11 protein-coding genes are annotated in these 13767 nt (G+C 73.0%); 4 read left to right on the top strand and 7 right to left on the bottom strand.

Annotated elements, in window-relative coordinates; translation table 11 throughout:
• Positions 1 to 300: 300 nt before the first annotated feature.
• From ACZ6JT_RS30780 to ACZ6JT_RS30795, 4 genes are read right to left on the bottom strand one after another with little or no spacing between them, the layout of a single operon-like run.
• Positions 301 to 1311, bottom strand: coding sequence for a DUF5914 domain-containing protein (locus ACZ6JT_RS30780; RefSeq protein WP_469214760.1), 1011 nt, complete (start codon positions 1309 to 1311; stop codon positions 301 to 303).
• Positions 1308 to 2324, bottom strand: coding sequence for a phytoene/squalene synthase family protein (locus ACZ6JT_RS30785; RefSeq protein WP_469214762.1), 1017 nt, complete (start codon positions 2322 to 2324; stop codon positions 1308 to 1310). The genes ACZ6JT_RS30780 and ACZ6JT_RS30785 overlap by 4 nt, the downstream gene beginning before the upstream one ends.
• Complete coding sequence (crtI, locus tag ACZ6JT_RS30790) at positions 2321 to 3841, bottom strand: phytoene desaturase family protein (protein WP_469214764.1); 1521 nt, start codon at positions 3839 to 3841, stop codon at positions 2321 to 2323. The genes ACZ6JT_RS30785 and crtI overlap by 4 nt, the downstream gene beginning before the upstream one ends.
• Entirely contained in the window at positions 3838 to 5010 is a 1173-nt protein-coding gene (locus tag ACZ6JT_RS30795; protein ID WP_469214766.1) for a polyprenyl synthetase family protein, read from the bottom strand. Before ACZ6JT_RS30795 ends, crtI begins: the two co-directional genes overlap by 4 nt.
• Positions 5011 to 5381: 371 nt before the next feature.
• Here ACZ6JT_RS30795 and ACZ6JT_RS30800 point away from each other — a divergent pair, with 371 nt between their 5' ends.
• From ACZ6JT_RS30800 to ACZ6JT_RS30810, 3 genes are read left to right on the top strand one after another with little or no spacing between them, the layout of a single operon-like run.
• A complete protein-coding gene (locus tag ACZ6JT_RS30800) occupies positions 5382 to 6569 on the top strand; it encodes a lycopene cyclase family protein (RefSeq protein WP_469214768.1) in 1188 nt (395 codons plus the stop codon).
• A 39-nt stretch (positions 6570 to 6608) separates the two neighbouring features.
• A complete protein-coding gene (locus tag ACZ6JT_RS30805) occupies positions 6609 to 7328 on the top strand; it encodes a class I SAM-dependent methyltransferase (protein WP_469214769.1) in 720 nt (239 codons plus the stop codon).
• Complete coding sequence (locus ACZ6JT_RS30810) at positions 7325 to 8890, top strand: FAD-dependent oxidoreductase (RefSeq protein WP_469214770.1); 1566 nt, start codon at positions 7325 to 7327, stop codon at positions 8888 to 8890. Before ACZ6JT_RS30805 ends, ACZ6JT_RS30810 begins: the two co-directional genes overlap by 4 nt.
• 34 nt (positions 8891 to 8924) lie before the next feature.
• On the opposite strand, the gene ACZ6JT_RS30815 is transcribed toward ACZ6JT_RS30810, so the two are convergent.
• On the bottom strand, positions 8925 to 9413 hold the full coding sequence (locus tag ACZ6JT_RS30815; protein ID WP_469214771.1) for a MarR family winged helix-turn-helix transcriptional regulator: 489 nt from the start codon (positions 9411 to 9413) through the stop codon (positions 8925 to 8927).
• 65 nt (positions 9414 to 9478) lie between these two features.
• On the opposite strand from ACZ6JT_RS30815, the gene ACZ6JT_RS30820 reads away from it, so the two are divergent.
• On the top strand, positions 9479 to 11587 hold the full coding sequence (locus ACZ6JT_RS30820; protein ID WP_469214773.1) for an MMPL family transporter: 2109 nt from the start codon (positions 9479 to 9481) through the stop codon (positions 11585 to 11587).
• 66 nt (positions 11588 to 11653) lie between these two features.
• On the opposite strand, the gene ACZ6JT_RS30825 is transcribed toward ACZ6JT_RS30820, so the two are convergent.
• Positions 11654 to 13111 (bottom strand): DUF7824 domain-containing protein, encoded by a 1458-nt coding sequence (locus ACZ6JT_RS30825; protein WP_469214775.1) that lies wholly within the window; start codon positions 13109 to 13111, stop codon positions 11654 to 11656.
• Positions 13112 to 13120: 9 nt separating this feature from the next.
• Positions 13121 to 13732 carry an isochorismatase family protein gene (locus ACZ6JT_RS30830; protein ID WP_469214780.1) on the bottom strand — a complete coding sequence of 204 codons (612 nt, stop codon included), beginning with the start codon at positions 13730 to 13732 and terminating at the stop codon, positions 13121 to 13123.
• Positions 13733 to 13767: the final 35 nt, after the last annotated feature.

The following is a 13767-nucleotide window of genomic DNA, read 5'->3' on the forward strand; positions in this document are numbered from 1 at the left end:
TTGATTTGACGAACACTCAACTCTCGTTAAAGCAAGGCGAGTTACGCGCGTCGCAAGCCAATGGTCCAGGCCATTCGAGACGGGTTGTTATCAAATCGAGATACTATGTGGAGGCTTATTGACGGGAATTCAGTCAGGAATTCACCCAATTACTACCTGCCGAATTCCCTCCGTCACGACCCGTGAGGACCCGTCAGCGTGCGTGCCCCGCACCGCCGTCGACCCACACGGCCCGCAGCCCGAGGGCGGCTGGGTCCGGCACCCCCGCCGCCCCTCGGACCTTCACCCCCCCCGTTGGCTTCACCCCGGGAACCGGCCTGTGGATCGCAGACGCCAGCGGCGCTCGGCGTAGGCCAGGTCATCCCTCCACAGCCGCGCCGCCGCCGTACGCATCAATGGGCGCAGGGCCGGGGCGGCCCATCGCGCGAACGCGAAGCCGGCCCGGTCGGAGACCGCCACCACGGCCTCGGTCACCGCCGTGCGCGGCCGACCTCGTTCGTCCGGCTCGAGGGGAGTCGCGTGCGTCTCCACCACCGAGCCCACGCCTTCCCCCTCGGTGATGTGCATGACGACGGTGCGTGGTTCAGGAGCGGTGAAGACCGCCTGCACCGGTACGACCAGCCGACCGGCCAACTTGAACGAGACCTTGACGGTGAAACCGTCCTCGGTCTCGCCCAGCCCGGGCGCGCCGACGACCGTGAGATCCACGAACGAGTACGGGTGGAACCAGGCCCCGTGCCACGGATCCAGACGATTGGCCACGACGTCCTCGGGTTCGCAGAACCCGCGGGCCTCGTACACTGCGGCCACCCCGCGGGCGAGAGCCGGCCGAGCCGGCACGACGGGGGCGTCCAGCGGCGCCTCGCCGCCGACCTCGTCGAGCCTCACCCACAACAGGATGCCGTCGTCGAAGGCCGGCAACGGTTCCCAGCCCGCGAACGACGTGCCGTCCAGGGCGAGTCCGTGCCAACGGCACACCAGCGTTCCGCACCGGACCCGGCTGTCCGCGAGAGGCGCTCCGAGGTGCGGGCAGAGACCGGGGCCGGCGTGGAGACGGCCGTCGGCGCCGCGCCAGAGCACGACCTCACGGTCGGCCACGGTCCGGGCGACCGGGCGCTCGCCACCCAGTGACGAGGACGCCCCCACGACGTACCAGTTCCCCGACGGACGCGCCTGCGCCCGCTTCAACGCCTGCGCGATCAGGCTCGGCCTGGCGTCCCGCCAGGTCGGGGCCTGCCGCTCCCACGGAACGTGCTTGCCGCGCAGCGAAAGGGGCAGCCGGGTGGGCCGTGCCCACCGTCCGCGATTCACACGACCTCCTCGGAGACCGGCCCGGCCGGGTCGGAGGGCCGGACCAAAGGCGCCCGGTCGTACACCGGCATGGAGCGCCGACGGTGACACAACCTGATCGCCGCCACCTGGGACAGCGCGCCCGCCGCGACCCTCGCGCGTCTACGGCGCGGCACCACGGCACGGCGGTGCAGCACGGCATACCCGTCCCGCACGACGGCGTCCAGGATGCTCCCGTACAAGACGTAAGCGGTGCGGATGCAGGGCACGGAGACCGGATCGAGCAGGGCGAGTCCGGGCCGCGCTTCCCGGTAGACGCTGCGGGTGAGTGCCTCGAATTCCCGCAGGGCGGCCAGCACCCGACGGTCCTGGCGGCCCGAGCTCCGGCACCAGTGCATCAGCTCCCGCTCGACGCCGTGCCCGGCCAGCAGATCGGACGGCACGTACACGCGTCCGCGGTCGAGATCCTCCCCGACGTCCCGCAGAAAGTTGGTGAGCTGGAAGGCGACCCCGAGCGCTGCCGCGTGCGGCTCGGCTTCCTCCCGCGCCACCACCGTGCCCAACACCGGCAGCATCTGCAGACCGATCACGGCCGCCGAGCCGTGCATGTACCCGCGCAGGTCGGCATAGGTGGGATAGTCCGTCACGACGAGGTCCGACCGCATCGCCGCCATGAAGTCCTGGAAGTGACGGTGATCGATGGCGTAACGGCGCGCGGTGTCGGCGAGGGCCGCCACCACCGGGCCGCCGCCGTCACCCCCTCGCAGCCCCTCGTCCAGACACCGCTGCAGCGCCGCCAGCCGGGTACCGCGCAGCCCGTCGTCCGCACCGGGATCCGGCACGTCGACGATGTCATCGGCCCACCGGGCGAACCCGTACAGTGCGTGCACGGCGGGCCTGCGTCCGGCCGGCAGCAGCCGGGTGGCCAGGAAGTACGTCTTTCCGTGCGCCGCGTTGAGCTCGCGGCAGCGGCGGTACGCCGCCCGTAGCGCCGGGTCGGTGATGCCCGCCGCGTCGAGTTCACGTCTCGTCATCGCGCGACCCCGGTGGTGCGCGCGGGAGTCGGCCGGGCGACGCCGGTGATCCTGGCCGCCGCCAGCTTCCCCGACACCAGAGCGATCGGCACACCCACGCCGGGAGTGGTGCCGCAGCCGGCCAAGACGGCGTTCTGCGTGCCTCGCACCAGGTTGCGGGGCCGGAAGGGGCCCGTCTGCAGGAACGTGTGGGCGGCCGAGAAGGGGGTGCCCGCCGCATGTCCCTGGCCGGCCCAGTCCGCCGGGGTGACGAGGCATTCCTCCTCGATGGCCGTCTCGATGCCGTCGAGGCCGCGCCGGTCCAGCTCGCGCAGCAGGTCGGCGCGGTAGCGGGGGCCGAGCTCGCCCCAAGCAGCCCCTTCGGGTCCGATCTCGGTGTTGGGGCAGGGGGCGAGGATGTAATGCAGATGACGGCCTGGTGGGGCGAGAGCGGGGTCGGTGGCAGTGGGCCGGGTGATGAGGAGGGACGGATCGCTCATCAGCTTCCCCTGCCGGGTGAGTTCGTCGAACGTGGTGCGCCAGGCCGAGCCGAAGGAGATCGTGTGGTGGGCCAGTTGCGGCCAGGTGCGGTCGGTGCCCGCGTGCAGGACGACGGCGGAGGGGGAGTGCCGCAGCCGCACCGGCCTTCGGGGCCGGCGCCCGAGGAGCCGGTAGCTGCAGGGCAGGTCCGGGGTGAGGACGACCGCGTCGCAGGAGATGCGGTCCTTCGCCGTGACGACGGCGGTGATCCGCTCGCCGACGCGTTCCAGTGCGGTCACCGGCTCGCCGAACCGCAGCTCGGCGCCCGCGTCGGCGGCGGCGTCCGCCATGCCCTGAGGCAGGGCGTGCATGCCGCCGCGCGGGAAGTACACCCCGGCCACCGTGTCCATGTAGGCGATGACGGCGTAGGCGGCGAGTGCTCGGGACGGCGGGACGCCCGCGTACAGGGCCTGGAAGGAGAAGATGCGCTGCAACCGCTCGTCCTTCAAGAAGCCGGCGATGCGGCGCTCCAGCCGCCCGAAACCGCCGAGTGCCGCCAGCCGGGCGAGGTCACCGGTGATCAGGTCCAGTGGCGAGTCGAAGTTCACGTCGATGAAGCGGCGCATCTGAGCCAGGTAGAGCTGTTCCAGCCATGCGCGAAGCCGCCGGTAGCCTGCCGCCTCGCGGGCTCCGGCGAACCGCTCGACCGCCGAGGCCATTTCCTCGCCGTCGGTGTGCACGTCCAAGGTGCTGCCGTCCGCGAACGACGCGCGGTAGGCCGGGTGCAGCGGGATCAGCTCCACCCGCCCGGCCAGGCTGTCCCCGACCGCCGCGAAGGCTTCATCGGCGAGGTCCGGCATGGTGAGCACGGTCGGGCCGGTATCGATCCGGTAGCCGCCCCGAAGAACGCGGCCGGCCCGCCCGCCCGGCAGGTCGTCCCGTTCGACGACGGTGACCCTGCGCCCCGCACCCAGTAGGTGCAGAGCCGCCGACAGGCCGGCGAGGCCCGCCCCGACGATCACCACGTGGTCCGTACGGCCGCTCACGGTACGAGTCATCGCCCGCCTTCCCGCACGCCGGAGCGGACCGGCAGTTCAGGGAACTCGGGATGCGAGCGGGCGGGTGGCCGCTCTGCGGTGCGGCCGGCCTGCGCGGTCAGCAGGCCGCGCAAACGGCCCGCCGGGCCCGCGTCGGGCAGGGCGCCGTCGAAGTGACGCAGCCCTTGGGTCGACAGGCGCTCGATCTTCGCCTCGACAGCCGCCCGGGCGCCCGTTCGTACCATCACCTCCCGCACCTCGTCGAGACCGTCACATGTCAGATCCTCGTTACCCAGAGCCCGTTCGAGCACCTCCAGCGCCGCCCGGTCGCCCGTCGCTTCGGCGCGCGCCACCGCCAAGGCGGCCAGATAGGTCGGTTTCCCCTCGCGAATGTCCCCTCCGCAGTCCTTGCCGGTGTGCCGCGGGTCGCCGAAGACGGCCTCCAGGTCGTCGCGCAACTGGAAGGCCGTGCCCACGTAGCGCCCCGCCGAGCACAGTGCCCGCATGGTCCGGCCGTCCGCGCCGGCCACCGCCGCACCCAGCGCCAGGGGCCGCACGACCGAATAGAGGGCGCTCTTGAGCTGGGCGGCGCGCAGCGCCTGCGACGGGGAGCGCGACCGGGACAGCTGGCCGCTGAGGTCGAGGAACTGGCCCGCCACCATCTCCGTGCGCATGTCGCTCCACACCTCGCGCACCACGGTCGCCGTCCACGGGTCGAGCGCGGTGTCCGCTACGACATCGTCCGCCCACGCGAGTGCCAGGTCCCCGGCCAGGACCGCGGCTGCCTCCCCGAACCGGGCGGCGCGGGCCGGCGATGTGTCACCGTCGTACGCCTCCCGCACGTCGGCGTGGAATGCCGCTCGGCCGCGCCGCAAAGCCGATCCGTCCATCACGTCGTCGTGGATCAGGGCACAGGTCTGGATCAGTTCGAGCGCCGCGCCGATCTGCAGGGCGGCCACGGCCGTCGCCTCGTCGTCGCCGCCGCAGGCGCGCATCGACCACCAGACGAGCTGCGAGCGGGTGCGCTTGCCGCCCTCTCTCGTGAAGCGCGCGAGCCGCTCACCCAGAACACCGGCGAACTCGGCATCCAGCAGACCGGCCCGGGTGAGCCGGTCTGCGAGCACCTGATCCAGCGCGTGCCCGATCGCGGCGGGCACGTCTGCGTCCACGACCTCGGGATCGACGGGCACAGGGGCACCGTCCGGGGTGTGTTGCGCGCCGTGCCCGGGGCCCGCGGCCGCCCGGCCGGCCCGACGGCGCCGCACAGCGGACCCCGCAGGGGCCACCAGGCGGGGGACGGGCGACGGTGCGGCTGCGGGCTGGTCCTTCGCCTGGGGCCGGCGCATCCTGGCTCCTCTCGTCGTGGTGTCGATCACTCGGCATGTGTGTCTTCGGTCCCTTCCCGTGATACGGATGCGATTCGGAGCGGATACCCGAACGCGCGGGAATGCCATCGTCCGGACGCAGCTGACCAGGTGATCCGGCACGAGACCGCATCCGATTCCGTGTCGTGGCAGGAAACCTCTCCCATGAACTTCGATGCGGGACGGAGGCGGCAGCCGTGCTGAAGGCGGATGTGGCGGTCATCGGGGCGGGCGCCGCCGGCCTGTCCCTCGCCCACCGGCTGAACGGACACGTGCCCGGAGCCCCGGCCCCGTCCGTGATCCTCCTCGACGCGCCGCCCGGCCCGCTGCGCCCCGCCGCGCGCACGTGGTGCTTCTGGGAGTCCGGCCCCGGCCGGTTCGACGCGGCGGTGCGATCACAATGGCGCCACCTTCGGGTACGGCCGCCCGCCGGCCCCGCGATCGAAGGGGACATCGCACCGCTGCGGTACAAGATGATCCGCTCCGACGACTTCGAGTCCCTGGTCGCCCGGGACCTCGCGCCCAGCCGCAACATCCGGCGCCTGGTCGCGACCGTGAACACCGTGGAAGAGACCCCCTGTGGGCCCCGGGTGCAGATGACCCGGCCCGACGGCACCCAGGAGGTACTCGAGGCCCGCTGGGTGTTCGACTCGCGTCCCCTGGGAAGCCTGCCGGCCGCCCGCACCACCTTGCTCCAGCACTTCCACGGATGGTTCGTCCGTACGGCCCGGCCCGCGTTCGACCGCGGGACCGCCGAATTGATGGACTTCCGTACGCCACAGCCCGCCCACGGGCTCTCCTTCGGCTACGTCCTGCCCACCGGCCCGCGCGAAGCCCTCGTCGAGTACACCGAGTTCTCCCCCCACCTGCTGACGGCCGGCGGCTACGAGGCGGCACTGCGGCACTACGCCGAAGACATCCTGGCCCTCGGCGACCTGGAGATCATCGCGACGGAGACCGGGGTGATCCCCATGACGGACGCCCCCATGCCGCAGCGGGTCGGCGCGTCGGTGTTCCGGATCGGCGCCGCCGGCGGCGCGACCCGCCCGTCCACCGGATACACCTTCGCCGGACTCCAGCGCCAGACCCGGTCGGTCGCCGCCGCGCTGCGGCAGGGCCGCGAACCGCTGCCCCCACCCGCCCATTCCGTGCGGGCCCGCACCATGGACGCGGTGCTCCTGCGCGCCCTGGACAGCGGGCGGGTCGACGGCCCCGACCTGTTCTGCCGACTCTTCTCCCGCGTCCCACCGACCCGGCTGCTGCGCTTCCTCGACGGGCGCACGAACCTCCTCGAAGATCTCCGCATCGGCCGCCACGCCCCAATTGGCCCCATGCTGCGCACCGCCTTCGAGCTGCCCGGCCTGCCACGCCGGCCCTTTCCCTGACTCCCTCCACCGCGATCCCACCCAGTCCCTGGAGACCGTATGACCCTGCTGCGCGACGAGGACCTCGCCGCCGCGTTCGACCACGCCTCCCGCACCTACGACGCACTGGTCGCCGCGAACCCCGGCTACCACGCGCATCTGCGGCGCTCGGTACGACGCCTCGGTCGGCCCCCACAGGCGAAGGGGCTGCGCATCCTGGACCTCGGCTGCGGCACCGGAGCCTCCACAGCCGCGATCCGCTCCGTCCTCCCGGCCGCCGACATCACCGCCGTCGACGCCTCGGCCGGCATGCTGGCGAGAGCCGCCGCCAAGCCGTGGGCCAAGGACGTGCGCTTCGTCCACGCCCCGGCCGAGCACCTGACCGACGCGGGCGTCCACGGACCCTTCGACGCGGTATTCGCCGCCTACCTCTTCCGCAACCTCGCCGATCCCGACGCCGTCCTCGCCGCCGTCCGCAGCCTGCTGCGCCCGGGTGGCAGGCTCGCCGTGCACGAATACAGCCTCAGCGGCCGCCGCGCCGACCGGGCGGTGTGGACACTGGTGTGCCGCGGCATCGTCCAGCCCGCCGCGACCCTGCTGGGCGACGGACCCCTGTACCGCCACCTGTGGCGCAGCGTCGTCGACTTCGACACGGCCGGCAGGTTCGCCGTCCGGCTCCGCCGAGCCGGCTTCGACGAGGTCCGCGCCCTGCCTCTGCCGGGCTGGCAGACGGGCGTCACCCACACCTTCGTCGCCGCGCGCCCGGGAGCCACCCGATGACCGGCCCCGCCACCCGGCAGCCTCCCGCGCGCCGCGGCCGGGACCGACGGGCCCACATCGTGCCGGCCCATCCCGGAGCCCGCCACGCACACGGCCGGTACACGGCAGCCGTGATCGGCGGCGGGATCGCCGGCCTCGCCGCCGCCACGGCACTGGCCGAGCGAGGCGTGAAGGTGACGGTGTACGAGCGCGAGGCGTACCTCGGCGGCCGGGCAGGCGGCTGGCCGACCCGGTTGCGCGACGGCAGCACCGTGACGATGAGCCGCGGCTTCCACGCCTTCTTCCGGCAGTACTACAACCTGCGGGGCCTGCTCCGTCGTACGGACCCCGCCCTGGCCCGTCTCACCCGACTCCCCGACTACCCGCTGCTGCACGCGGACGGCCCGCGTGACAGCTTCCGGCACGTGCCGCGCACCCCACCGTGGAGCGCGCTGGGCTTCGCCGCCCTCAGCCCGTCCTTCCGGGCGGGGGACCTGCGCGCCATGAACGTCGTCGCGGCCCTGCCGCTGCTCGACGTCCGTGTGCCCGACGTGTACCACCGCCTCGACGGCATCAGCGCCCACCACCTCCTGGAGGCCATCGGCTTCCCGGAACAAGCCCGCCACCTGGCCTTCGAGGTCTTCTCGCGGAGCTTCTTCGCCGACCCGCGGCAGTTGTCCGCAGCCGAGATGGCGCTCATGTTCCACATCTACTTCCTCGGCTCGGCCGAAGGCCTGCTCTTCGACGTGCCCCGTTCGCCCTACCCGGCCGCGCTGTGGGATCCCCTGGCCGCGTACCTGGAAGGGCACGGCGCCGAGGTCCGCACCGGTTGCCCCGTCGAGTACGTCGCCCCCGCCCGCGCCGGCGGGTTCGAGGTGGCCGGGGACGGTGAGGAACAGCGCTACGACGCCGTGGTGCTCGCCCTGGACGCCACCGGCCTGCGGTCCCTGGCAGCCCGCTCGGACCGCCTGGGCGACTCCGCGTGGCGGGAGCGCGTGGCGCGCCTGCGCCCGGCGCCGCCCTTCCTCGTCACCCGCCTCTGGCTGGACCGGCCCGTCGCCCCGGACCGACCCGGCTTCCTCGGGACCAGCGGCTTCCCGGGCCTCGACAACATCAGTGTGCTGAACCGGTGGGAAGACGAAGCCGCCCACTGGGCGGCACGCACCGGGGGCTCCGTGGTGGAACTCCACGCCTACGCCGTCGACCCGGGCGCTCCGCGCCCCGCCCAGGAGCGGCAACTCCTCGATCAGCTCCACCGCGTGTACCCGGAGACCCGCGCCGCCGAGGTCGTCGACGTCCGCCACACATGGCGCGAAGACTGCCCACTGTTCGCCACCGACGGCTACGCCGACCGCCCCACCGTCCACACCTCCGATCCCGGCTTGGTGGTCGCCGGAGACGTCGTGCGCAGCGACCTCCCGGTCGCGCTGATGGAACGGGCCGCCACGACCGGCTTCCAGGCGGCGAACATCCTGCTCCGACGCTGGGGTCTCCACGGACAGACGCTGTGGACGGTACCGAACCGCGGTCGCACCGCCGTTCTGCGCGAGGCGGCCGCCCGGGTGACACACCGAGCCATGTGATCCACCATGTGATCCACCGGCACCCGCTCCCGGGTCAACTGCGGATGCGTGCGAGCTGCTCGTTCATCTCGCTCAGGAACCGCACCACGGTGTGCAGTTCGTCCGGGCTGAAGCGGGCGCGCGCCGCATCGGTGGACTGGGCCAGCGGCCGGAAGTACTCGCGTGCGGCCTCCCGGCCTGCCTTCGCGTAGTGCACGTGCACCACTCTGCGGTCGTCGGCCGCACGAACCCTGCGGATGTGGCCGGCCCTCTCCAGCCGGTCCAGGCAGGCCGTCACCGCACCGGACGTGAGGTTCATGCGTGCGCCCAGCCGCCCAGGGGTCATGGGTCCGGCCTCTTGGTCGCGGTCGGCGTCCAGCACGGCGATCAGGGCCTGGACATCGGTCACATGCAGACCTTGCGCCTGTGCGAACTCCTGGGCGATGCGGTTGAACTCCGCGTTCATCGCGCGCAACAACACGGCGAAGGACTGCAACCCGATCGGGTCGTCGCACGGAAGTACGGGAGGTGGAGTACTGGGCATCTCTCCAGCATATGATCTCTCGACCATTGAGATACTTTATGATTGAGTAAAAGGAGGGCGTGCGGATGAAGCACGCTTGGCGGTGGGCCCGCAGGCTGGTGCCCGTGGTCCTGGTCATGGTCTGGCTGGGGATCGGCGGGACGCTGGGCCCCTACGCGGGCAAGCTGGGTGAGGTCGCGACGAACGACCAGGCCGCCTTCCTGCCCCGGAGCGCGGAGTCCACCGGGGTGCTCGAGGCGCGCAAGGCCTTCGAACGCTCCGAATCGGTGCCCGCGATCATCGTCTGGCAGGCGGAGGGCGGCGGCGACGTCACCGGTGCCCAGCAGGAGAAGGCCACGCGCACCATCGCCTCCCTGGCCGGGGCGAAGGGGATCAGCGGAACGCCGTCGCCCGCCCTGCCCTCGCAGGACGGCAGGGCACTCCAGGCGGTCGCCCCGCTCGCTCCGGACCTGGGGGACGAACTGCCGGCCGTCCTGGACCGGGTGCGCTCCGCGGCGGGCTCGGTACCCGGCCTGAGTGCCCGGATCGCCGGACCGGCAGCCACCCAGGCCGACCTCGGTGACGCCTTCGCCGGCATCGACGGCCTCCTGCTCGGCGCGGCGCTCGGCGCGGTGCTGCTCATCCTCCTGCTGGTCTACCGCAGCCTGTTGCTCCCCCTGCTGATCATCATCAGTGCGGTGTTCGCCCTCGGCCTGGCCTGCGCCGTCGTCTACGCGCTGGCCGACAGGGACATCGTGCGTGTCGACGGCCAGGTGCAGGGGATCCTGTCCATCCTGGTCATCGGAGCGGCGACCGACTACGCCCTGCTGCTGGCCGCACGGTTCCGGGAGGAATACACCGCCCACGGCGACCGGACGGCCGCGGCGCTGGCCGCCGTCCGCCGGTCGGCCGGCGCGATCACCGCCAGCGCCGCGACGGTCGCCCTGGGCCTGCTCGCCCTGCTCGCCAGCGACCTGACCAACAACCGGGCCCTGGGACCGGTCGGTGCCATCGGCATCATCTGCTCCGTGCTGGCGACCCTCACCTTCCTTCCCGCCGTACTGGCCCTGCTCGGCCGGGCCGCGTTCTGGCCCGCCGTACCGCAGCCCGGCGACGAACCGGCAGAAGGCCACCGGGTGTGGCGCCGCGTCGCGGCCGTCATCGACCGCGCCCCCCGCCGGGTCTGGCTGTCGACGGCACTGCTCATGCTCGTCCTGGCCGCGTTCTCGCCGGGCCTGACCTCCAAGGGCGTCCCGCTGGACGAGATCTTCGTCAATGACGCTCCCTCCGTCGCGGCGCAGGAGACGCTGAGCCGGCATTTCCCCGGCGGCTCGGGCCAGCCCGCAGTGATCATCGCCAACGCCTCCGAGGCGGACGAGGTGCTGGCCGCCACCCGCGCGACGGCGGGTGTCGCCTCGGCGACCCCGGTGACGGTCTCCGGCGTGCCCGGCGACAGCGGCCCGCTGGTCGTCGACGGCCGCATCCGCGTCGACGCCACCCTCGAGGCCGCCGCCGACAGCGACGCCGCGAGGAAGACGGTCGCCGCACTGCGCAGCGCTCTGCACGCCCTGCCGCAGGCGGACGCCCTCGTCGGCGGTTACACCGCCCAGCAGTACGACACCGGACAGACCGCGGCCCGGGACCGCACAGTGATCGTCCCCGTCGTCCTCGGCATCATCCTGCTCATCCTGATCCTGCTGCTGCGCTCCTTCCTCGTACCGGTGCTGCTCGTCGCGACCGTGGCGCTGAACTTCCTGGCCACCCTGGGAGTCTCCGCACTCGTCTTCGAGCACCTGCTCGGGTTCAGCGGCACGGACGCGTCCGTGCCCCTGTACGGCTTCGTCTTCCTCGTGGCGCTCGGCGTCGACTACAACATCTTCCTCATGTCACGCGTCCGGGAGGAGTCCCTCGTCCACGGAGTACGCCAAGGGGTGCTGCGCGGCCTGACCACGACGGGCGGCGTCATCACCTCGGCCGGTGTGGTGCTCGCGGCGACCTTCGCGGCGCTCATGGTCATCCCACTCGCCTTCCTCGTCCAGATCGCGTTCATCGTCGCCTTCGGAGTCCTCCTCGACACGCTCGTCGTGCGCTCCCTCCTGGTTCCGGCACTCGTGATCGACATCGGCCCGCGCAGCTGGTGGCCCAGCGCGTTGGCCCGCGCACCACGCCCCGCCGCCAGCGACACCAAGCCGTAGCGGCACCAAGCCGTAGCGGATACCGGCCTCCGGGCGTCCACACCCGGAGGCAGGTACCCGCCCACGTCAGACGCCGCAGAGCGCGGAGGTCAGGCGGCGGGCCTCGGTGACCAGCCGGGACGATCTGGTGCGGGCCGCGACGTCCGCCACCTCCGCGGGAAGCGGGCCCGTGGCTCCGCAGCGCTCCGCGCAGTCGGCGGCGACGGCCAGCACCTCGCCCGCACCCCGTGTCGACGGCAGCAGGGCCGGCAGGACCTCGGCGAGCACGGCCCACACCGTGGCGTACGCGCCCGCCGCGGCGGCCGAGCGGGCCGCGTCCGCCAGCCGGTTGGGCTTGACCGTCCCGAGGGCCGCCATCGAGGCCAGCTCCCGGCCCAGCAGCGCAGCGTCCAGCTCACCCCGGCCCGCCAGCACCAGCAGGGCCTCGATCGCCGGGCGGCGGCTCGCCGGGTGCCGTCCGCCCAGCCCCGCCGCGATGGCGGAGTGCAGCCCGGGCCCCGCGGGGCCGCCCAGCAGGGCGAGGTGGGGCAGCATCCAGGAGTCGCCGTGATCGCCGGTGGTCGCGGCCAGCGTCACGCCCGGCAGCAGCCACCGGGCCTGGACGTCCCGGTCCTCGGGCAGTACCGCGGCCCGCACGGCGTGCCCGGCATGCCAGTGATAGCAGCGGGTGAAGCCCTCGTGGGGCCGGCCCAGCCAGTGGAACGCCTCGGGGAACTCCCTTCGCAGAGCGGGCCGTTCACCGCTCGCGAAAGCGACCTGCGGCTCGGCCGCGCCGGCCCGAGACCAGGCCCGGTGCGCCCCGGGATCGGGCATGACGACCCGGCGCCGCCCCGTGCCCGGTTCACCGTCGGGGCCGAGCCAGGCGGCGAGCCGATCGCCCTCGGCGGTCCCGAGCCGGGCCGCGGCCTCGGCGGCCGCCGGCGCCGCCGGATCGTCCCGCCGGACGCGCAGCAGGGCCTGCCCGAAGTCGGCGGGACGGGGACGGGCACCCAACCTCCGGTACTCCGCGAGCCGTTCGACGAGCTCGGCCGCCTCCAGCGAGCCGGTGTCCCAACTGGGTGTGGCCAGCAGGAACGGCTGCGGGGCACCGGAGCGCAGCGCGTAGCCGATCTCCCGCACCCGCGCCGCGATCACCATCTCCAGCCCGCCCTGCGCGCACTCCTCGTGCCCCCGCTGCCGGCGCAGGTACTCGGGCTTGAGGCTGTACCCCGTGACCCGCCACAGCGCCGAGGCCACCACCACGTCCACCGGGGTGAGCCGGTCCGCCTCGGTCTCCTCCTCGGCGTAGCGGTGCCCCAACGCCGCGGAGAGGGCCGACGCGAGCGCGTGGCGGTCGCGGTGCGCCTGCCGCACGAGTCCGTCGAGGACGCGCTCGAACACCGCCACGGTGTGGACGCGGGGCTCGAAATGCTCGAGGTGATCGGCCGTCAGCTCGACGGTCTCGGCGAGCCCGGAGGGCGCGGCGTCGAACCGTCGCGCGGGGGGCACGGGCGGGAGGGTGTCCTGAGCGGTGGTCCAGATCATGCCGCAACGCTAGAGGTGCCCACTGACATCGCCCGCGCGGATCCGCAGCCCTGCGGGGACCGTCTCCTCCCGGCACTTTCGCAGCTCTTCCCGCAGGTCGGCCAGACAGGACGCCGCGTCGCGGACCTCGCCGAACCTCGGGAAGATCCTCCGTACGGCGAACTCGTGCTCGTCCGCGGCGAAGGCGGACATCGCGTCCTCGACGAACTCCACCTCGTACCCGTGGTCGCTCGCCGCGCGGGCGGTGGACTCCACTCCCATCGTCGTCACCAGCCCGGCCAGGACCAGCCGTTCCACCCCGAGGCCGAGCAGCCGCTCGTGCAGGCCCGTCCCGTGGAAGGCGCCGACCGTACGCTTGACGATCTCGATGTCGCCGGGGCGGACGAGCCCTTCGACGAAGCCGCTGCCGGGCGGCTGTTCCGCGACGTTCGGCCGCTCGACGCGCACCACGACCACCGGGCGGCCGCTCGCCCGGAACGCCTCGGCCAGCCGGGCGCACCTCCCGGCCACCTCCTCGCCGGTGTGGGGGGCCAGCGACAGGGCGACGATACGGGGCATCAGGTCGATCAGGACCAGGGCGGTGCCGGGGGTGGTGCCCGGCTCGGGCTTCGAAGTCTCCATCACCGAATGATCGTAGAGCGCGTGGGGCCGGTACG

The organism is Streptomyces sp. NPDC046308 (assembly GCF_055588065.1).